Source organism: Streptomyces sp. AN091965, from assembly GCF_022698285.1.
Lineage (GTDB): Bacteria > Actinomycetota > Actinomycetes > Streptomycetales > Streptomycetaceae > Streptomyces.
This window is the reverse complement of record NZ_JALDMY010000001.1, coordinates 5,542,662-5,563,711: the sequence shown is the minus strand read 5'-3', so window position 1 is coordinate 5,563,711 and position 21,050 is coordinate 5,542,662. Positions and strand designations below refer to the sequence as shown.

At 67.9% G+C, this 21,050-nt stretch carries 15 protein-coding genes and 3 rRNA genes; 3 read left to right on the top strand and 15 right to left on the bottom strand.

Annotated elements, in window-relative coordinates; genetic code table 11:
- Positions 1-3: 3 nt before the first annotated feature.
- The 10 genes from MQV74_RS23600 to MQV74_RS23555 form a co-directional block, all read right to left on the bottom strand.
- On the bottom strand, positions 4-1,107 hold the full coding sequence (locus MQV74_RS23600; protein WP_242720675.1) for an NAD-dependent epimerase/dehydratase family protein: 1,104 nt from the start codon (positions 1,105-1,107) through the stop codon (positions 4-6).
- Positions 1,108-1,444: 337 nt separating this feature from the next.
- Positions 1,445-1,543, bottom strand: a complete 99-nt coding sequence (locus MQV74_RS23595; RefSeq protein WP_003948845.1) for a 30S ribosomal protein bS22 — start codon at positions 1,541-1,543, stop codon at positions 1,445-1,447.
- 132 nt (positions 1,544-1,675) lie between these two features.
- The gene (locus MQV74_RS23590) at positions 1,676-1,885 is read right to left on the bottom strand and encodes a helix-turn-helix domain-containing protein (protein ID WP_157164103.1); all 210 of its coding nucleotides are present in this window, start codon (positions 1,883-1,885) and stop codon (positions 1,676-1,678) included.
- 129 nt (positions 1,886-2,014) lie between these two features.
- A complete protein-coding gene (locus tag MQV74_RS23585) occupies positions 2,015-2,830 on the bottom strand; it encodes a phosphatase (RefSeq protein ID WP_242720672.1) in 816 nt (271 codons plus the stop codon).
- A gap of 250 nt (positions 2,831-3,080) precedes the next feature.
- Positions 3,081-4,253, bottom strand: coding sequence for an acetoin utilization protein AcuC (locus tag MQV74_RS23580; protein ID WP_242720670.1), 1,173 nt, complete (start codon positions 4,251-4,253; stop codon positions 3,081-3,083).
- Positions 4,204-5,469, bottom strand: a complete 1,266-nt coding sequence (locus MQV74_RS23575) for an MFS transporter (RefSeq protein WP_242720668.1) — start codon at positions 5,467-5,469, stop codon at positions 4,204-4,206. The genes MQV74_RS23580 and MQV74_RS23575 overlap by 50 nt, the downstream gene beginning before the upstream one ends.
- 43 nt (positions 5,470-5,512) lie before the next feature.
- Entirely contained in the window at positions 5,513-6,169 is a 657-nt protein-coding gene (locus MQV74_RS23570) for an HAD family hydrolase (protein WP_242720666.1), read from the bottom strand.
- Between the two features lie 62 nt (positions 6,170-6,231).
- A 5S ribosomal RNA gene (rrf, locus tag MQV74_RS23565) occupies positions 6,232-6,348 on the bottom strand.
- Between the two features lie 90 nt (positions 6,349-6,438).
- Positions 6,439-9,562: ribosomal RNA gene (locus MQV74_RS23560) — 23S ribosomal RNA — on the bottom strand.
- 310 nt (positions 9,563-9,872) lie between these two features.
- A 16S ribosomal RNA gene (locus tag MQV74_RS23555) occupies positions 9,873-11,397 on the bottom strand.
- The 16S, 23S and 5S rRNA genes sit together here, the layout of an rRNA operon.
- 867 nt (positions 11,398-12,264) lie before the next feature.
- Here MQV74_RS23555 and trpS point away from each other — a divergent pair.
- Positions 12,265-13,302: a tryptophan--tRNA ligase gene (gene trpS, locus MQV74_RS23550; RefSeq protein WP_242720664.1), complete on the top strand. Its 1,038-nt coding sequence runs from the start codon at positions 12,265-12,267 to the stop codon at positions 13,300-13,302.
- On the opposite strand, the gene MQV74_RS23545 is transcribed toward trpS, so the two are convergent.
- A complete protein-coding gene (locus tag MQV74_RS23545; RefSeq protein ID WP_242729043.1) occupies positions 13,230-14,228 on the bottom strand; it encodes a GlxA family transcriptional regulator in 999 nt (332 codons plus the stop codon). The two genes, trpS and MQV74_RS23545, sit on opposite strands and share 73 nt — an antisense overlap.
- A 176-nt stretch (positions 14,229-14,404) precedes the next feature.
- Here MQV74_RS23545 and MQV74_RS23540 point away from each other — a divergent pair, with 176 nt between their 5' ends.
- Entirely contained in the window at positions 14,405-15,004 is a 600-nt protein-coding gene (locus tag MQV74_RS23540; protein WP_242720662.1) for a cysteine hydrolase family protein, read from the top strand.
- A 94-nt stretch (positions 15,005-15,098) separates the two neighbouring features.
- Here MQV74_RS23540 and proC read toward each other — a convergent pair whose 3' ends face one another.
- The 4 genes from proC to MQV74_RS23520 form a co-directional block, all read right to left on the bottom strand.
- Positions 15,099-15,926 (bottom strand): pyrroline-5-carboxylate reductase, encoded by an 828-nt coding sequence (gene proC, locus MQV74_RS23535; RefSeq protein ID WP_242720660.1) that lies wholly within the window; start codon positions 15,924-15,926, stop codon positions 15,099-15,101.
- Between the two features lie 101 nt (positions 15,927-16,027).
- Positions 16,028-16,765, bottom strand: coding sequence for an ABC transporter permease (locus MQV74_RS23530; RefSeq protein ID WP_242720658.1), 738 nt, complete (start codon positions 16,763-16,765; stop codon positions 16,028-16,030).
- Between the two features lie 195 nt (positions 16,766-16,960).
- Entirely contained in the window at positions 16,961-17,809 is an 849-nt protein-coding gene (locus MQV74_RS23525; RefSeq protein WP_242720652.1) for an ABC transporter ATP-binding protein, read from the bottom strand.
- Positions 17,810-18,033: 224 nt separating this feature from the next.
- Positions 18,034-18,540 carry an EamA/RhaT family transporter gene (locus MQV74_RS23520; RefSeq protein WP_242720650.1) on the bottom strand — a complete coding sequence of 169 codons (507 nt, stop codon included), beginning with the start codon at positions 18,538-18,540 and terminating at the stop codon, positions 18,034-18,036.
- Between the two features lie 162 nt (positions 18,541-18,702).
- Here MQV74_RS23520 and MQV74_RS23515 point away from each other — a divergent pair, with 162 nt between their 5' ends.
- On the top strand, positions 18,703-20,955 hold the full coding sequence (locus MQV74_RS23515; RefSeq protein WP_242720648.1) for a protein kinase domain-containing protein: 2,253 nt from the start codon (positions 18,703-18,705) through the stop codon (positions 20,953-20,955).
- Positions 20,956-21,050: the final 95 nt, after the last annotated feature.

Genomic DNA, 21,050 nt, shown 5'->3' with positions numbered 1-21,050 from the left:
TCCTCAGTTGGCGCTGTGGTGGGCACTGTCGTCGGCTCCGCGTCCGGCGCCCGCGGGGGCGCCGCGCTCCGTACCGCCGCCCGCGAACGGCAGTGCCGCGACCCGGTCGACGGCCGCCGCGAGCGCGTCCGGAGGCAGCAGCCCGGGGCCCCGGCCGCGTACGAAGTCCGCGAAGGTCTCCGCGGTCGTGTACTTCGGCTTGAACCCCAGTGTCTCGCGCATCTGCCGTGTCGCCACGACCCGGCCGTGGGTGAGCAGCCGGATCTGCTCGCGCGAGAAGTCCGTGACGCCGAGCGTGCGCAGCGCGGTGCCCACCCAGGTGACGGCGGGCAGCAGCACCGGCAGCGTCGGGCGGCCGAGACGGCGCGCGCACTGCGAGAGCAGCAGCAGACCGTCCCCCGCGATGTTGAAGGTGCCGCTGTTGAGCGTGGACCGCGCCGGTTCGCGCGAGGCGAGCCGCAGCACCTCGATCACGTCGTCCTCGTGGACGAACTGCAGGCGCGGGTCATAGCCGAAGACCGTCGGCAGCACCGGCAGCGAGAAGTACTCGGCGAGCGGCGAGTCCGCGGCCGGGCCGAGGATGTTCGCGAACCGCAGGACGCACACCGCGACGTCCGGGCGGCGCCGCGCGAAGCCCCGCACATAGCCCTCGACCTCGACGGTGTCCTTGGCGAAACCGCCGCTCGGCAGCGACTTGGGCGGCGTGGTCTCGGTGAAGACCGCCGGGTCGCGCGGCGCCGAGCCGTAGACGTTCGTACTCGACTTCACCACCAGGCGCTTGACCGTCGGCGACTTCTGGCAGGCGCCGAGCAGCTGCATGGTGCCGATGACGTTGGTCTCCTTGACCGAGCCGCGGCTGCCGCCGGCGAGCGCGGTGCCCGTGACGTCCATGTGCACGACCGTGTCCACGGCGTGCTCGGCGAGCACCCGGGTGATCGTCGGCTGCCGGATGTCGGCCTGTACGAAGTCGGCGCCGCCCAGATGGTGCTCGGGCGGGATCGCGTCCACGGCGACCACCCGCTCGACCTCGGGGTCGCGCTGAACGCGCCGGACGAACCTGCCGCCTAGCTGCCGGGCCACCCCGGTCACGAGCACGACCTTGCCCAAGATCAGCGCCGCCTTTCCCCAGCCCCGCGTTGCCCCGGTTGTTGCGGGCCGCGTACCGCGCTACGGCCTCTTCAGACCTCGCGGCGCGTCCGGCCTCGCGTTACGTGCGTGGCCAACGCTAGCGGGTCGATGTTGCGCTGTGATGACTGCGAGCTGCGTGAAGTGACGACGGCCACACGACTTCGTAGAGATCAAGCCGTTCGCCCGCCTTTGAACAGTTGAACCCCATATGAGAGAGCCCTCAATGATTCCGAGGGTTCCAGAACGCACCGAAGCCCTCCCGTCGGACGACGGGAGGGCTTCAGTACGTGCGCTGGCTCGCTCGCTCAGCTGCCGCTTACTTCTTGTTGCGGCGCTGAACGCGCGTGCGCTTCAGCAGCTTGCGGTGCTTCTTCTTCGCCATCCGCTTACGCCGCTTCTTGATAACAGAGCCCACGACTACCCTCGCTCACTTCTCGGATCACCCCCGCGTCAGCGGGGATATCGGTGCGGGGCGTCTGGGCCCACACGACCTACGTCGGCCTAGCCTACCCGCCCGTTCGCCGAGCCTGTAATCGAGAGAGGTCGCTCAGGCTGTCTCCACCCCCACGTATGAGTCGCGAAGGTACTCGTGAACCGCGTTCTCGGGCACTCGGAAGGACCTTCCGACCCGGATTGCGGGCAGATGACCGCTGTGCACCAGCCGGTACACGGTCATCTTCGAGACTCGCATCACCGCGGCGACCTCCGCCACGGTCAGGAACGCAACCTCGCTGAGAGGCCTCTGGTCAGCAGCCATGACACACCTGAACCTTCCGCACATGACGCGCACCGGCTTCCCCTTCCGGTGACTCCTCGTCGCTGTGCGCTCACTCCCCAGAGTAGGGGCGGGTGATGCGAGTGGGGAAGAGGAGCTGCCATCGGCCGTTTACTGTGACAGACACGCTCGATTGAGTACATAGCGAGTAAGCGGTCGGTAGTAATCAGACCGCACAGCGTCATCAAGCGGAACGACGACGGACACTCGCCCCTCCGCCTCTCCGACGAACAGGGCCGGATCGTCCGTATCCGCCAGACCGATCGCCTCAAACCCCAGCTGACCTGCTCCGCAGACCCATCCGTGGTCCCCGATGACCAGCTCGGGCAAGGGGCCCCCGGACTCCGCCTGGACCCCGAGAGCCCGTCGAACCGGCAAGGGTGAATGGCTGTGTGCGCCGGTCTCACTCCCGGTGGGACGCACGCCGGGTTCGCGCACCAGCGCGACACCTTGTACGTAGTCAAGGTTGTACGTGCGTAGGCCGAACCGGGTCGTTATGTCGACACGGCAACCCTGCGCCGGAGTGAGGATCTGGCAGCCCGCCGCCGACAGGGCATCGGCCAACGCGGCGTAGAAGCCGAGGAGTCGGTGCGGGTGCCCCGTCCCGAGCAGCACGGGAACCCGCCGCCGGGCCGCCTCCCGGAGCCGCTCGGCGAACGCGTCGAGCGCCGCCAACGTCCGCTCCGGGTCAATGACATCGGCCCCCGTAGTGTGCCTCGGGTCGCCGGACACCCCGCACTTGTCGGCCATGAGCCGCAGCAAGTCGCCGGTGCCCCAGGTCCATTCGGGATCGAGCCCGAGCAGTATCCGCGGGTCCCGGGCGGCGAAGAGCCGGTAGCTCCGCAGGCTCTCCTCCCGCGACGTGGCCACGGGCCCGGCGAGCCGGGCCGCCAGCAAATGCGCGCGCAACGCTCCGGTGCTCAACACGCCCCGATGCTGCCGCAGCCACCCCACCCCCACCCCGAAAACACCGAAAACACCGCACAGTTGGCCTAACACCCCTACGCTCGGGCGCTCCGGCGGCGCCCTCCGGCCCGCCCGCCGTGTGCGGACGAGGCGCGGAGCGCCGATTGCGCGGCCCGGCCCCTGGCCCGGCGGGATCGCTCCCCTGGTCCGGCAAGGGGCGCCCGCGCGCGGAACGCTCTGACGGACACAGCGGGGCACACCCGCGAGGGCCTCAGGCGAGCAGCCCCCGCAGCGGAAACGCCGCCCGCCGAGCCGCCAACACGGCCTGATCCACACGGTCGGCGGGGTCGTACCCCTCGTCCCAGCCCCGCCACCGCACCGGCCACCGCCCGTCCGTCATCCGCCCGGGCGCGAGAACCCGCGCCCGCGCGAACACCTCCCGCCCCCACTCCTCCGGTACTCCCGCCGAGGGGTCGACCTCCTGCCCCGCCACCACGCCCACCAGGTGCGTCCAGGACCGCGGCACCACGTCCACCACCGCGTACCCGCCTCCACCGAGGGCCACCCAGCGCCCATCCGCGTACTCATGGGCCAGCTCATGACAGGCGACCTGCACCGCCCGCTGCGCGTCCAGCGACACCGCCAGGTGCGCCAACGGGTCCTCGAAGTGCGTATCGGCGCCGTGCTGCGTCACCAGGACCTGCGGCCGGAACTCCGCGAGCAGCTCCGGCACCACGGCGTGGAACGCCCGCACCCAGCCCTCGTCCCCGGTGCCCGCGGGCAGCGCCACGTTCACCGCACTGCCCGGCGCCGCCTCGCCTCCCGTCTCCTCCGGCCATCCGGTCTGCGGGAACAACGTCCGGGGATGCTCGTGCAGGGAGATCGTCAGGACCCGCGGATCGTCCCAGAACGCGGCCTGCACCCCGTCCCCGTGGTGCACGTCCACGTCCACATAGGCGACGCGCTCGGCCCCCAGCTCCAGGAGGCGCGCGATGGCCAGCGCGGCGTCGTTGTACACACAGAAGCCCGAGGCCGCGCCCGGCATGGCGTGGTGCAGCCCGCCCGCGAAGTTCACCGCGTGCAGTGCCTCTCCGTGCCACACCGCCTCTGCGGCACCGACCGACTGCCCGGCGATCAACGCGGACACATCGTGCATCCCGGCGAACGCGGGCACGTCCATCGTGCCCAGCCCGTACTCCTCCCGCGCCGAAGCCGGGTCGGCGGAGGCCGCCTTCACCGCCGCCACATAGTCCTCGCGGTGGACGAGGCCCAGCGTCGACTCACCGGCACGCTTCGCCGCGACGACGTCCAGCTCCCGGTCGAGCCCGAAGGCACCGATCAGGCTCCTCGTCAGCGCGAGCCGGACCGGGTCCATGGGGTGCTCTGGACCGAAGTCATAGCCCGTTACCGCCTCGTCCCACATCAGCTGTGCGCGCCCGCTCATGTCCGTCACCGTATCGGTCCGGTCCGGGGGCGAACGACCGGGCGTACCGCAGGATCACGAGCACCAACACCAAGGGAACGACCATCGCGCCGCGATAGTTCCACCCGTCCCCCAGCGCCCCCACCAGCGGCGAACCGACCAGGAACCCGACGTAGTTGAAGATGTTGAGCCGCGCGACGGCCGCGTCCGAGGCCCCGGGGAACAGCCGTCCCGCCGCCGCGAAGGTCTGCGGCACGATCACACACAACCCGAGCCCCAGCAGCGTGAACCCACCGATCCCCACCCACGCCCCAGGAGCCACAGCCACCACGCCGAACCCGACAGCGCCCAGCACCGCTCCGGCCCGCACCACGGCCACCGCCCCGAAGCGCCGCACGCCCAGGTCCCCAACTCCCCGCCCCACCAGGGCCGTCACCATGTACACGTTGTACGGGACCGTCGACAGTTGCTCCGAACTGCCCAGCACGTCCTGGAGGTACTTGGCGCCCCAGTTGGAGACCGTCGAGTCGCCGATGTACACGAACGCCATCACCAGGCACAGCGGCAACAGCGTCCGAAAAACGACCACGCCGCCCTCGATGTTCCGGCCATCGACCTGGCCCTCCTGGTCCTCCGGGCCCTCCGAAGCGCCTCCGGTCCCCTCGTCCCCGCGGCCGCGCACGTCGTCGACGTACCACCGGCTCACCAGGAATGCCGCGGGCAGCAGCACCACGACCACCGGCAGGTACAGCACGAACAGCGACAGGTCCCAGTGCGCGCCGGCCCACGCCAGCGAGGCCCCCACGATGCCGCCCAGGCTGTACGCGGCGTGGAAGCCGAGCATGATGCTGCGCCCGTAGGCCCGCTGGAGGCTCACCCCGAGCATGTTCATCGAGGCGTCGAGCGCCCCCACCGCGACCCCGAACGCCGCGAGCGCCACAGCGATCTCCCACATCGCGTCGCCCGCCCCCGCGCCGAGCAGCGCGAGCAGCACGGCGGGCTGCGACCACCGCATCACCCTGCTGGGCCGCACGCGCCTCACCAGCCGCTCGGCCCCCACACTCCCGGCGCCGGCCAGCACGGGCACAGCCGCCAGGAAGACCGGCAGCAGCCCGTCGGATATCCCGTACTGGTCCTGCAGCGCCGGTATCCGCGTCACCAGGAGCGCGAACGCGACGCCCTGTGCCAGGAAGCCGAACGCGAGCGAGGTCCTGCCCCGCCGCAGCGTCTCCGTCATGACGGCGAAGCGTAGGGCCGGGCGCTACCGCTGGGTAGATAGATCACCCATCAACTTCGGTGAGAAGGGTGGTCAGCTCCCTCAGGTCCCCGAAGAGCCGGGTGGCCCCGGTCAGCCGCTCGGCCGGGGTCATGCCCGTGAAGCCGTAGACGTCCATCCCTGCCGCCCTCGCGGCCTGCACCCCTAGGGGGCTGTCCTCCACTACGACGCACCGCTCGGGCGCGACCCCCATCCGCTCGGCGGCGTACAGGAAGAGGTCCGGCGCCGGCTTTCCCCGCCCCACGTCCTGCGAGCTGAAGACGCGCTCTTTCCCGAACCACGTGTCGAGCCCGGTCTTCCGGTGCCCGACCCGAATTCGCTCATGGCTCCCCGAGGACGCGAGACAGTAGGCGACTCCGTCGGCAGTCAGCTTCTCCAGCACTTCGAAGGCCCCGGCCATGGGTTCCAATTCCCGCTCGAAGGCTGCGAAGACCTTGCCGTGGAAGATGTCGTCGAAGTCTGCGGGCAGCCGCTGCCCCGACCGCTCGAGAACGGTGTCGTGTACGCGGTGGAGTGCGGCGCCCATGTAGTCGCGCAGGGAATCCTCGTACGTGGTGGGGTGTCCGAGCTCGGTCAGATATCCGGCGAGGATCGTATTGGAGAGCGGTTCACTGTCCACCAGGACACCGTCGTTGTCGAAGATGACAAGGTCGTATCGCATGGTTCGACCCTAAACGCAGAAAACCCCCGTGCCATCCGGCACGGGGGTTTCCCTCAAAATTTGTTCGGCGGCGTCCTACTCTCCCACAGGGTCCCCCCTGCAGTACCATCGGCGCTGTAAGGCTTAGCTTCCGGGTTCGGAATGTAACCGGGCGTTTCCCTCACGCTATGACCACCGAAACACTATGAAACTGTGAACTACCGCACCACACCACCCAGGGTGTGGGGTTGTTCGTGGTTTCAGAACCAACACAGTGAACGCGAGCAACTGAGGACAAGCCCTCGGCCTATTAGTACCAGTCAACTCCACCCGTTACCAGGCTTCCATATCTGGCCTATCAACCCAGTCGTCTACTGGGAGCCTTACCCCATCAAGTGGGTGGGAATACTCATCTCGAAGCAGGCTTCCCGCTTAGATGCTTTCAGCGGTTATCCCTCCCGAACGTAGCCAACCAGCCATGCCCTTGGCAGAACAACTGGCACACCAGAGGTTCGTCCGTCCCGGTCCTCTCGTACTAGGGACAGCCCTTCTCAATATTCCTACGCGCACAGCGGATAGGGACCGAACTGTCTCACGACGTTCTAAACCCAGCTCGCGTACCGCTTTAATGGGCGAACAGCCCAACCCTTGGGACCGACTCCAGCCCCAGGATGCGACGAGCCGACATCGAGGTGCCAAACCATCCCGTCGATATGGACTCTTGGGGAAGATCAGCCTGTTATCCCCGGGGTACCTTTTATCCGTTGAGCGACGGCGCTTCCACAAGCCACCGCCGGATCACTAGTCCCGACTTTCGTCCCTGCTCGACCCGTCAGTCTCACAGTCAAGCTCCCTTGTGCACTTACACTCAACACCTGATTACCAACCAGGCTGAGGGAACCTTTGGGCGCCTCCGTTACCCTTTGGGAGGCAACCGCCCCAGTTAAACTACCCATCAGACACTGTCCCTGATCCGGATCACGGACCCAGGTTAGACATCCAGCACGACCAGAGTGGTATTTCAACGGCGACTCCCCCGATACTGGCGTACCGGGTTCACAGTCTCCCACCTATCCTACACAAGCCGAACCGAACACCAATATCAAACTGTAGTAAAGGTCCCGGGGTCTTTCCGTCCTGCTGCGCGAAACGAGCATCTTTACTCGTAGTGCAATTTCACCGGGCCTATGGTTGAGACAGTCGAGAAGTCGTTACGCCATTCGTGCAGGTCGGAACTTACCCGACAAGGAATTTCGCTACCTTAGGATGGTTATAGTTACCACCGCCGTTTACTGGCGCTTAAGTTCTCAGCTTCGCCACCCCGAAGAGTGACTAACCGGTCCCCTTAACGTTCCAGCACCGGGCAGGCGTCAGTCCGTATACATCGCCTTACGGCTTCGCACGGACCTGTGTTTTTAGTAAACAGTCGCTTCTCGCTGGTCTCTGCGGCCACCCCCAGCTCTGGCAGCAAGTGCCGTCACCGGGTGTGGCCCCCCTTCTCCCGAAGTTACGGGGGCATTTTGCCGAGTTCCTTAACCATAGTTCACCCGAACGCCTCGGTATTCTCTACCTGACCACCTGAGTCGGTTTAGGGTACGGGCCGCCATGAAACTCGCTAGAGGCTTTTCTCGACAGCATAGGATCATCCACTTCACCACAATCGGCTCGGCATCAGGTCTCAGACTATGTGTCAGGCGGATTTGCCTACCTGACGTCCTACACCCTTACCCCGGGACAACCACCGCCCGGGCTGGACTACCTTCCTGCGTCACCCCATCGCTTACCTACTACCACCTTGGGTCAGCGGCTCCACCACTCCCCTTTGCCCGAAGGCTCCAGGGCGGCTTCACGGCCTTAGCATTAATGGGCTCGATATTGGGCGTTTCAAAGCGGGTACCGGAATATCAACCGGTTATCCATCGACTACGCCTGTCGGCCTCGCCTTAGGTCCCGACTTACCCTGGGCAGATCAGCTTGACCCAGGAACCCTTAGTCAATCGGCGCACACGTTTCTCACGTATGTATCGCTACTCATGCCTGCATTCTCACTCGTGAACCGTCCACCACTGCCTTCCGGCGCAGCTTCACCCGGCACACGACGCTCCCCTACCCATCACAGTCCCCGTTGGGGGTATGTACTGCAATGACACGACTTCGGCGGTACGCTTGAGCCCCGCTACATTGTCGGCGCGGAATCACTAGACCAGTGAGCTATTACGCACTCTTTCAAGGGTGGCTGCTTCTAAGCCAACCTCCTGGTTGTCTCTGCGACTCCACATCCTTTCCCACTTAGCGTACGCTTAGGGGCCTTAGTCGATGCTCTGGGCTGTTTCCCTCTCGACCATGGAGCTTATCCCCCACAGTCTCACTGCCGCGCTCTCACTTACCGGCATTCGGAGTTTGGCTAAGGTCAGTAACCCGGTAGGGCCCATCGCCTATCCAGTGCTCTACCTCCGGCAAGAAACACACGACGCTGCACCTAAATGCATTTCGGGGAGAACCAGCTATCACGGAGTTTGATTGGCCTTTCACCCCTAACCACAGGTCATCCCCCAGGTTTTCAACCCTGGTGGGTTCGGCCCTCCACGAAGTCTTACCTCCGCTTCAGCCTGCCCATGGCTAGATCACTCCGCTTCGGGTCTTGGGCGCGCTACTCAATCGCCCTATTCGGACTCGCTTTCGCTACGGCTTCCCCACACGGGTTAACCTCGCAACACACCGCAAACTCGCAGGCTCATTCTTCAAAAGGCACGCAGTCACGAGACACCAAGCAAGCTTGATGTCCGACGCTCCCACGGCTTGTAGGCACACGGTTTCAGGTACTATTTCACTCCGCTCCCGCGGTACTTTTCACCATTCCCTCACGGTACTATCCGCTATCGGTCACCAGGGAATATTTAGGCTTAACGGGTGGTCCCGCCAGATTCACACGGGATTTCTCGGGCCCCGTGCTACTTGGGTGTCTCTCAAACGAGCCGCTGACGTTTCGACTACGGGGGTCTTACCCTCTACGCCGGACCTTTCGCATGTCCTTCGCCTACATCAACGGTTTCTGACTCGTCTCACAGCCGGCAGACTGTAAAAGAGAGATCCCACAACCCCCCAAGCGCAACCCCTGCCGGGTCTCACACGCTTGAGGTTTGGCCTCATCCAGTTTCGCTCGCCACTACTCCCGGAATCACGGTTGTTTTCTCTTCCTGCGGGTACTGAGATGTTTCACTTCCCCGCGTTCCCTCCACACCGCCTATATATTCAGCGGTGGGTGACAGCCCATGACGACTGCCGGGTTTCCCCATTCGGAAACCCCCGGATCAAAGCCTGGTTGACGACTCCCCGGGGACTATCGTGGCCTCCCACGTCCTTCATCGGTTCCTGGTGCCAAGGCATCCACCGTGCGCCCTTAAAAACTTGGCCACAGATGCTCGCGTTCACTGTGCAGTTCTCAAACAACGACCAACCACCCGTCACAACCCGCCGAAGCAGATCTTTACCGGGGTCGGCATTGAGGTCGGGAACAAGTTCCGTACCCTCAGATACCCAACAGCGTGCCCGACACCCTCGCCCCTCCTCGTTCCGTTCCACGCCGAAGCAGTACTGGGAAGAGAAGCAGGTCAAGTGTGCCGAGTAGTCAACGTTCCACCCATGAGCAACCAGCATCAGACATTCGCTGATGTACTGGCCTCTGGACTGTCAGCCAAGCTGGCAGCCAAGAAGTGCTCCTTAGAAAGGAGGTGATCCAGCCGCACCTTCCGGTACGGCTACCTTGTTACGACTTCGTCCCAATCGCCAGTCCCACCTTCGACAGCTCCCTCCCACAAGGGGTTGGGCCACCGGCTTCGGGTGTTACCGACTTTCGTGACGTGACGGGCGGTGTGTACAAGGCCCGGGAACGTATTCACCGCAGCAATGCTGATCTGCGATTACTAGCGACTCCGACTTCATGGGGTCGAGTTGCAGACCCCAATCCGAACTGAGACCGGCTTTTTGAGATTCGCTCCACCTCGCGGTATCGCAGCTCATTGTACCGGCCATTGTAGCACGTGTGCAGCCCAAGACATAAGGGGCATGATGACTTGACGTCGTCCCCACCTTCCTCCGAGTTGACCCCGGCGGTCTCCCGTGAGTCCCCAGCACCACAAGGGCCTGCTGGCAACACGGGACAAGGGTTGCGCTCGTTGCGGGACTTAACCCAACATCTCACGACACGAGCTGACGACAGCCATGCACCACCTGTACACCGACCACAAGGGGGCGACCATCTCTGGCCGTTTCCGGTGTATGTCAAGCCTTGGTAAGGTTCTTCGCGTTGCGTCGAATTAAGCCACATGCTCCGCCGCTTGTGCGGGCCCCCGTCAATTCCTTTGAGTTTTAGCCTTGCGGCCGTACTCCCCAGGCGGGGCACTTAATGCGTTAGCTGCGGCACGGACGACGTGGAATGTCGCCCACACCTAGTGCCCACCGTTTACGGCGTGGACTACCAGGGTATCTAATCCTGTTCGCTCCCCACGCTTTCGCTCCTCAGCGTCAGTATCGGCCCAGAGATCCGCCTTCGCCACCGGTGTTCCTCCTGATATCTGCGCATTTCACCGCTACACCAGGAATTCCGATCTCCCCTACCGAACTCTAGCCTGCCCGTATCGACTGCAGACCCGGGGTTAAGCCCCGGGCTTTCACAACCGACGTGACAAGCCGCCTACGAGCTCTTTACGCCCAATAATTCCGGACAACGCTCGCGCCCTACGTATTACCGCGGCTGCTGGCACGTAGTTAGCCGGCGCTTCTTCTGCAGGTACCGTCACTTTCGCTTCTTCCCTGCTGAAAGAGGTTTACAACCCGAAGGCCGTCATCCCTCACGCGGCGTCGCTGCATCAGGCTTTCGCCCATTGTGCAATATTCCCCACTGCTGCCTCCCGTAGGAGTCTGGGCCGTGTCTCAGTCCCAGTGTGGCCGGTCGCCCTCTCAGGCCGGCTACCCGTCGTCGCCTTGGTGAGCCATTACCTCACCAACTAGCTGATAGGCCGCGGGCTCATCCTGCACCGCCGGAGCTTTCCACACAGGATCATGCGATCCCGTGTCGTATCCGGTATTAGACCCCGTTTCCAGGGCTTGTCCCAGAGTGCAGGGCAGATTGCCCACGTGTTACTCACCCGTTCGCCACTAATCTACCCCGAAGGGCTTCATCGTTCGACTTGCATGTGTTAAGCACGCCGCCAGCGTTCGTCCTGAGCCAGGATCAAACTCTCCGTGAATGTGTACCCGTAATCGGGTGCAACACCACGAGAGCGGAACAACCAGGAGGAATAATCCCGGTCGTTCACAGCGTCCTCGCTGTGCGCCTCCCACAACGTGGGAGGACTTTTTCAAAGGAACCTCGTCACTGGACATGATGTCCAGTAGACGGGGTATCAACATATCTGGCGTTGACTTTTGGCACGCTGTTGAGTTCTCAAGGAACGGACGCTTCCTTTGTACTCACCCTCTCGGGCTTTCCTCCGGGCGCTTCCCTTCGGTATTTCGTGTTTCCGACTCTATCAGATCTTTCCGGCTTCCCGGTCCGTTCCGATTTCCTCGGTGCTTTCCGGCCTCTCGGCCTTCCGGCGGTGTTGACTCTATCAGATCCTTTCGGGCCCGATTCCCAGTCAACTTGGGCTGTCTTCCCGGCTGTTGGGCCGTTCCGACGAGTGAGACTTTAGCGGAATCTCGGCTCCCGACCTAATCGGGGGCGTTCCTTCGAACGCCGATTCCTCATTTCGCAAAAACACATGGAAACGAGCCGACGACGGACACTTCGCGAACACGAAGAGGCTGCGCGTCGATCATTTGATGGTTCTTGCGGAATGGCCGCCCGGGGACCGACCTGGGGTCGGCGCTCACGTCGGGCAACTCGGAGAACACTACGTTCCGGGTCTGGGGGTGTCAACTCCGGGCCCCGGAGCGCTACGGTGGAGTCGTGACTACGCACGCGTGCATCCAACTGTGGTGGGCCGCCTGACGGCGGCCGTACTCACGCGTGTACTCAACGGCCGCCGCCTCGGCGGCCGTTCGTGTATCTCCCTCCGGAGGACCTGAGCCCGGCCGCCGCGGCGACGGCCCCGTTCTGGAGGTGGAGAGCAGTCATGACGCGGATCTTCAGTGGGGTCAAGCCCACCGGACACCTGACGCTGGGGAACTACCTGGGAGCCGTCCGGCGCTGGGCCGAAGTGGATCAGTACCGCGCGGAGGCGTTGTTCTGCGTAGTGGATCTGCACGCGCTGACCGTGGAACACGATCCCGGCCGGGTGCGCAGGCTCAGTCGGCAGGCGGCGACGCTGCTGCTCGCCGCGGGGATCGACCCCGAGCGGTGCACCGTCTTCGTGCAGAGTCATGTGGACGAGCACGCGCGGCTCTCGTATCTGCTCGAGTGCGTCGCGACCGACGGCGAGATGCGCCGGATGATCCAGTACAAGGAGAAGGCGGCCGTCGAACGGGCCCGGGGCGGGAGCGTGCGCCTGTCGCTGCTGACGTATCCCGTGCTGATGGCGGCGGACATCCTGGCGTACGGGGCCCATGAGGTTCCGGTGGGGGACGACCAGACGCAGCACGTCGAGCTGACGCGGGATCTCGCGGTGCGGTTCAACCAGCGGTACGGGCACGCGTTCGTCGTGCCGCGGGCGACGCCGCCGCAGGTGGCGGCGCGGGTCATGGACCTGCAGGACCCGACGTCGAAGATGGGCAAGTCCCACGAGTCCGGCGCCGGCATCGTCTATCTGCTGGACGAGCCGGACGTGGTGCGGAAGAAGATCATGCGGGCCGTGACGGACAGCGGCAGCGGGGTCGCGTACGACCGCGAGGCCCGGCCGGGGGTCGCGAATCTGCTGGAGATCCTGGCTTCCTGCACGGGTGGGAACCCCGAGGAGCTGAGCGGTGTATACGAGTCGTACGGGGCGTTGAAGAAGGACACCGCGGACGCGGTGGTGGAGCTGCTGCGGCCCGTGCGGGAGCGGCACAAGGAACTGGTTGCGGACACGGCGTATGTAGAGGAGGTGTTGCGGGCCGGGGCGGAGCGGGCCAGGGGGATGGCACGGCCGACGGTCGATGCCGCCTATCGAGCGATCGGGCTGCTGCCCCCTGCGGCCGAGGTGCCCGCGGCGGTGACGGTGAACGAGGCGCGGTAGGCGCGTGGGCTGGTGGCGAGGCGCGATGCGAAGTGCTGCCGCATCGTGATCTCGCTGCCGAAGCCCGCGCGGCGGGCGACCTCGGGCATGGGCAGGTCGGTGCGTTCCAGGAGCTTCTGCGCGGCGGCGACGCGCTGGTCGAGGAGCCAGCGCAGGGGGGTGGTGCCGGTCGCCGCGGTGAAGTGGCGGGCGAAGGAGCGTGCCGACATGCCCGCCCGGGTGGCCAGGTCGGCGACGGTGAGCGGCTCGTGGAGGTGACGGAGGGCGTATTCGCGGACGGCGGCCAAGGCGTCGGCGTCGCGGTCGGCGCGGGGTGTGGGGTGCTCGATGAACTGCGCCTGACCGCCGGTGCGGAAGGGGGCGGTGACCATCGAGCGGGCGATCGTCGCAGCGGTCTCGGAGCCGTGTGCCATGCGGACCAGGTGCAGGCACAGGTCGATTCCGGCGGCGGTGCCCGCAGCGGTCCAGATGTTGTCGTCCTCGATGAAGAGAGCGTCGGGCACGACATCGACGAGGGGGTGATGGGCGCGCAGTAGATCGACGAGGTGCCAGTGGGTGATGGCCCGGCGGCCGTCGAGCAGGCCCGCCTGGGCGAGCGTGAAGGCGCCGCCGCAGAGGGCCGCGACGGGGATGCCGCGGGCGTGGGCGCGGCGCAGGGCTTCGAGGATCGGAGGTGGTGCGGGGGTCAGGTGGTCATCGAGGCCGGGCACGACGATCAGGTCGTGGTCGGTGAGCCGGGTCAGCCAGGTGAGGGTGCGGTCGGGGGCGAGGCTGAGGCCGCCGCGCATGGGGACGGGCCCGGTTTCGGCGGCGACGCGGCGCAGTTCGAAGGGGGGTACGCCGCGGTCGCTGCGGTCGGCGCCCCAGACCTCGGTGATCACGGAGACGTCGAAGGCGCGGATGCCGGGAAAGGCGAGCAGGGCGATGCGCTGCGGGGCGCCGCGCCGGGGGCGCGGGGGCTCCGGGGCCGCGGGCGCCGGGGTTGGAGGCACGGGGGTGGTGGGTGACGGCTCGGCGGCGGTGGACACGCTGGCAGTAAACCATCGATCGGTGGCTTCTGTACCTCTGGGGCGGCGGGCCGGGGGGCGGCAGCATCGAGGGCATGGAGATCACAGGGAACGCAGCACTGATCGTGGTGGACGTACAGCAGGGCTTCGAGGAGGTGGAGTACTGGGGAGAGCGGAACAACCCGGAGGCGGACGACAACATCGCCGCGCTGATCGGGGCCTGGCAGGAGACGGGGCGGCCGGTGGTGTTCGTACGGCACGACTCGGCGAAGCCGGACTCGCCGCTGCGGTCCGGGTACGCGGGCAACGACTTCAAGGAGTACGTCGAGGAGCGGCGTGGGAAGGGGGCCGGTGGTGAGCTCCTGGTGACGAAGAGCGTGAACTCGGCCTTCTACGGGACGCCGGATCTGGACGCCTGGCTCAAGGAGGCGGGAATCTCGCAGTTCGTGGTGACCGGGATCCAGACCAACATGTGCGCGGAGACGACGGCGCGGATGGGCGGGAACCTCGGGTACGACGTGCTGTTCGCGCTGGACGCGACCTACACCTTCGACCTGGAGGGGCCCTTCGGCTGGCGGCTCGGGGCGGAGGAGATCGCGCGGGCGACGGCGGTGTCCCTGCACGGGGGCGGGTTCGCGCGGGTGGTGCGGACGGCGGAGCTGATCGCGGGGGTGTCCGGGCCGTCCGGCAAGTGAGCACGAGGGGCGGTTCGCCGGTGCCGGGGCGGGGGGCACGGGTCCCCCGGGCCCCCGGCGCGGGTGAGCGGTAAGAAAGGAGAGGGGCCAGGGTTCAGTTGCTGCCCGAGGCGAGCTCGCGGCTGCGGTCGCGGGCGGCCTCCAGGGCGGCGATGAGCGCGGCGCGCACCCCGTGGTTCTCGAGCTCGCGGATGGCGTTGATCGTGGTGCCTGCTGGCGAGGTCACGGCCTCGCGGAGCTTCACCGGGTGCTCGCCGCTGTCGCGGAGCATCACGGCGGCGCCGATCGCGGCCTGGACGATCAGGTCGTGGGCCTTGTCGCGGGGCAGGCCGAGGAGGATGCCCGCGTCGGTCATGGCCTCGACCAGGAAGTAGAAGTACGCGGGGCCGGAGCCGGACAGGGCCGTGCAGGCGTCCTGCTGGGTCTCGGGTACGCGGAGGGTCTTGCCGACGGCGCCGAAGATGTTCTCGGCGTGGGTGAGGTGGTCGGCGGTGGCGTGGGTGCCGCCCGAGATGACGGACATGCCCTCGTCGACGAGGACGGGGGTGTTGGGCATGACGCGGATGACGGGGGTGCCGGTGGTCAGGCGCTCCTCGATGAAGGAGGTGGTGATGCCGGCGGCGGCGCTGATGACGAGGCGGTCGGCGGCGACGTGCGGGGCCAGTTCGTCGAGCAGCCTGGCCATGTCCTGTGGCTTGCAGGCGAGGATCAGGGTGTCGGCGCGCTTGGCGGCCTCGGCGTTGGTGAGGGCCTCGACGCCGTAGCGGGTGCGGAGTTCGTCGGCGCGCTCCTGGCGGCGGGTGGTGACCAGGAGTTCCGCGGGCGCCCAGCCACTGCGGATCATGCCGCTGAGCAGGGCTTCGCCGATCTTTCCGGTGCCGAGGACCGCGACGGTCTGGCTCGGCTTGCGCGTCTGGCTCATGTGCGAGGGCCTCTCCCGGGGTGCGTCGTTCGGGCCATCCTCGCATCGGGCGGGGTGGGTCACGGTGGGGCGTCCGGTGGGCGGACGGTCGCGGTCCGTGGTCAGGCCGTGCGGCGGCGCAGGGTGGCGGCGCCCAGGGCGAGGACGAGGACGGCGCAAGCGGCGACGATGACGGCGTCACGGACGAAGGCGCCGGTGATGTCGGGGTGGCGCAGGACCTCGTTCATGCCGTCGACGGCGTAGGACATGGGCAGGGCGTCGGAGAGGGCTTCGAGGGCGGGCTGCATCTTGTCGCGGGGGGTGAACAGGCCGCAGAGGAGGAGCTGGGGGAAGATCACCGCCGGCATGAACTGGACGGCCTGGAACTCGGAGGCGGCGAAGGCCGAGACGAACAGGCCGAGCGCGGTGCCGAGCAGGGCGTCCAGGAGGGCGACCAGGAGCAGCAGCCAGGCGGAGCCGGTGACGTCGAGGCCGAGGCCCCACAGGGCGAGGCCGGTGGCGAGGGCGGACTGGACGATGGCCAGGGTGCCGAAGGCGAGGGCGTAGCCAGCGATCAGGTCGGCCTTGGCGAGGGGCATGGCGAGGAGGCGTTCCAGGGTGCCGGAGGTGCGTTCGCGCAGGGTGGCGATGGAGGTCACCAGGAACATCGTGATGAGCGGGAAGATCCCGAGCAGGGAGGCGCCGATGGAGTCGAAGGTGCGGGGGCTGCCATCGAAGACGTAGCGCAGGAGCAGCAGCATCACGCAGGGGACGAGGAGGAGCAGCGCGATGGAGCGCGGGTCGTGACGGAGCTGGCGCAGGACGCGGGCGGCGGTGGCGAGGGTGCGATGGGTGTTCATCGTGGGCTCCGATGGTGCCTGGGTCGGTGACGTCCGGGGTGGGTGGCCCCAGGGGCTTCTGGGTCTTCTGGTGCTCCTGGGGTGGTCATGTCTCATGGGCTGGTCGTGGCCAATGAGGTAGCCATGGCTCTTGAGGTGCCGATGGCTTCTGGGGTGCCGTGGGCTGTTGGGGCGCCAGGGCTCCTGGGGTGAAGGTCAGGGGAGCTGGGGCTCTCGGTAACCGGAGGGTTGGGCGGTGTTCGGCTCGTCGGAGGTCCGGGCGGCGTTCGCCTTGTCGACGAGGTGGAGGAAGGCCTCCTCGACGGTGCTGGTGCCGGTGCGTTGGCGCAGGGCGTCGGGGGTGTCGTCGGCGAGGATCTCGCCCTCGCGCATGAGGAGCAGGCGGTGGCAGCGTTCCGCCTCGTCCATGACGTGGGAGGAGACGAGGATCGTGGTGCCGCGCTCGTCGGAGAGGGTGTGGAAGAGGTTCCACAGGTCGCGGCGGAGGACGGGGTCGAGGCCGACGGTGGGCTCGTCGAGGACGAGGAGTTCGGGGGCGCCGAGGAGGGCGACGGCGAGGGAGACGCGGTTGCGCTGCCCGCCGGAGAGGTTGCCCGCCAGGGCGTCGGCGTGGCTGGTGAGGTCCACGTCGGCGATGGCGCGGGTGACGTCCTCGCGGCGGCGGGCAGCGGCGGGGCCGTGGCCGGGGGTGAGGACGGCGGCGAAGTACTCCAGGTTCTGGCGGACGGTGAGGTCCTCGTAGACGGAGGGGTCCTGGGTGACGTAGCCGATGCGGGAGCGCAGGGCGGGGGTGCCCGCGGGGTGGTCCAGGACGTCCAGGGTGCCGGTGACCTTGGCCTGGGTGCCGACGACGGCGCGCATCAGCGTGGACTTGCCGCAGCCGGAGGGGCCGAGCAGACCGGTGATCTGGCCGCGCGGGACGGTGAAGGTCAGGTCGCGCAGGACGGTGCGGTGGCCGCGGGTTGCCCTGAGGGCTTGGGCGTGGATGGCGGGCGGGGTGGTGGGGCGGGCCGGGGCGCGGGGCGGGGTCGCAATATTCATCATGCGATGAATATTGCTCCTGGGGGGCCCGCCTCGTCAAGGTGTCGGCCGGGGGCTGGGCCCTCGCGGGTGCGCCCCAGGCCCGCCCCTTCCCGAAACCAGGGGGCTCCGCCCCCCGGACCCCCCGGTATCGGCGCTGCGCGCCTCGCCCTCAAACGCCGGACGGGCTGGATGGCTGCCACGTGCGGCAGCCATCCAGCCCGTCCGGGTGGTGGTGGGGTCGGTCGTTACTTCTGGCGGCGCTTGCGCCTGGAAGGGTTGCCCGCCCGGCGCTTCGTGCGGCGCTCGTACTGGTCGCGCGCCGTCTCGTACTCCTCGCGATGCAGCTGCTCGCCCGGGGCCTCCTTCAGGGAGCGGAAGAAGTAGGCGAGGAGGGAGCCGATGAAGCCGATGGTCATCAGGCTGCGCATGGACGCCACCGACTGCGGGTCGTGACGCTTGGAGAACCCGTCCCACGTGCGCCGGAACGCGATCGCGCTGCAGATGGCGAACATGACCACGACCAGCAGGTTCACGAAGGTGCCCACGTCCGCGATCTCCAGGCCCTGGTACGCGAAGCGCAGCACCAGGCAGCCCGCGGCCGCCGCCACGAGGGAGCCGGCGGCGACGCCGACACGGCGCGCGGCGTAGCCGTCGGTGTGCTCCAGCCACGTCGTACCGAAGAAGCGGATGGGCTCGGGGCGGGGGCCCGCCGGAGTGCCCTCGGTCTGTTCGGTACGTCGTTCGTCGCTCACGTCCTCGATTATCGCCCGGCCGCCCTCCCCCGTGCCGCGGCGGCGCGGGCGGTCGGGAGAGGGGCGAAGGGCGGGCCGCCTTGCCCCACCTCCGGGACCGGCCGCTAATTTGTGCGGGCAGGCAGTTGTACGGGGGACGACCGGTACCGGGAGGTCGAAGAGGTGTCGCTCCGCTCAGGGGACCCTGAGGAGATCGGTGGCTATCCACTGGAGTCGCGGCTCGGCTCCGGTGGCATGGGCACGGTCTTCCTCGCACGTACGGCTTCGGGGCGGCCGGTCGCTATCAAGCTGATCCACCAGCAGTTCGCGGGCGACGAGGAGTTCCGCATCCGGTTCCGGCAGGAGGTCGCCGCGGCCCGCCGGGTCAGCGGCGCGTTCACCGCGGCCGTGGTCGACGCCGATCCCGAGGCGCAGCAGCCGTGGATGGCCACCGCCTACATAGAGGGCCCCACGCTCGCCCAGCGCATCGCCCAGCGCGGTCCCATCGTCGGCATGGAGCTGCGTACGCTCGCCATCGGGCTCGCGGAGGCGCTGCGGGACATCCACCGCGCGGACGTGGTGCACCGCGATCTGAAGCCGTCGAACGTCGTGCTGTCCGCCGAAGGGCCGCGCGTCATCGACTTCGGCATCTCGCGCGCCGCCGACCAGCAGACGCTGACGATGACCGGGCGGGTCATCGGCACTCCGCCGTTCATGTCGCCGGAGCAGCTCCAGACGCCGCGCGGTGTCGGTCCTTCGTCGGACGTCTTCTCGCTCGGCACGCTCCTGGTGTACGCGGCGACGGGGCAGGGGCCCTTCGACGCGGACAGCCCGTACATGACCGCGTACCAAGTCGTGCACGAGGCTCCGGCCCTCGACGACGTCCCGGGCGCGCTGCGCACGGCCGTCGAACCCTGCCTCGCCAAGGATCCCGCCGTGCGGCCCACCATCGACGAGCTCCTCGTCCGGCTGCGGGACCTGCCGGTGGACCTCGGGTCGGCGGCGGCCGGGGACGGCGGAAGCCGTACGCGGGACACGGACACGCAGCACCATCTGTCGGACACCTCGGGCGCCGCGGGCACAGCAAGCGCCGCGGGCACCTCCGGCGGCCCGGACGCCTCCGACGGCTCGGGTGCCGCGTCCGCCCGTGGGCTCGGCGGGCGGCTGCGCCGCCGCTGGCGGCCCGTGCTCGCCGCCGTCCTGGGCGTCGCCGTGATCGCCGGGTGTGTCGCGCTGCTCAGGCCGGGCGCGGACGGCCCCAGCGGCGACGGGCCCGACGACAACGGCCGCAACGTGGCGGTGGTCGGTTCGCCGCTCCCCCACGGCTTCAAGGCCTGGCGGCAGAACGTGCCGCCGGGCGGGGCGAAGCTTCCGGACGAGCTGCGCTGCGTGGCGCGGGGCGACTCGGCGTACTGCGGGGGCGGCGGTGTCATCGCCACCCGGATCCGCGTCGCCGACGGCCACCGGATGTGGACGGCGCACCACCCGGGCGTCCCCATGCAGAACACGTATCTGGTCGGCGTGTCCGGGAACACGGTCCTCGGCTACCGGCTGCTCCCCGACAACTCGGGCCCCGGCGAGATCGTGGCCCTCGACGCGGCGCGGGGCAAGGAGCTGTGGTCGACCCGGTTCGGCAGCAAGTCGACGGCCGTCACGGGCCGTTTCGCCGACGCCGAGGTGATCGGCTCCACCGTGATCATGCTCAACGCGGCCCGTACCCACGTCGAGGGCCGCGCGGTCCGCTCCGGGAAGGTGCTGTGGAGGACCCCGGTCCCGGCGGGCGCCGTCTGCGCGCCGCTCACCGCCGGGGGCGCGGCCCACGTGATGTGCGCTCCCGCCGCCGAGGTGGAGGCCACCACGATCCGGCACGCCACGGTGCGCGGCCTCGACCCCGCGTCCGGGACCTTCGGCCGGGCCGTCGCCCTCGCGGGGCCGCTCCAGGTGCTCGGCGCGCACGACGGACGGCTCGTCCTGGCCAAGGAGCGGGTGGGCGAGATCGGCGTCGTCGAGTACGAGGCGGTCGTCCGCGTGGACGTGGCGCGGGGCAAGGCCACCACGGTCCGGCTGCCGAAGCGCTACGGCGGCTCCCCGAGCCTGGCCGCCGGGACGGTGTACTTCACCGAGCAGAACGGCGAGGTCAGCGCGGTCGACGCGGTGACCGGCAAGCTCCGGTGGACCCGGCAGGCGGGCGTGGAGGGGGCGTCAGGTCCGGTCGCCGGGCCCGGGGCGCTGTACTTCAGCTCGGCCAGTGGCCGCGTCGCCGCGCTCGCGCCGCGCGACGGCAGGCGCCTCTGGACGGCGGACCCCAAGGCCAATGGCTCCGCGGAGGTGGGCACGAGCCCGCGCGTCGCCCTCGCGGGTCGCGCGGCGATCGTGACCGGGGCCGGGAACCTGGTGTACGCGTTCGACACGGCGAAGCCGCCGACGTCCGGGTGATCCCCGGGCCCGGCGGCCTCTCGTACCGGATGCGGCACCGGTCCGCGGCATCAGTCAGCGGGACCGGTCAACAGCACAGGACGGCGTGACGGCGC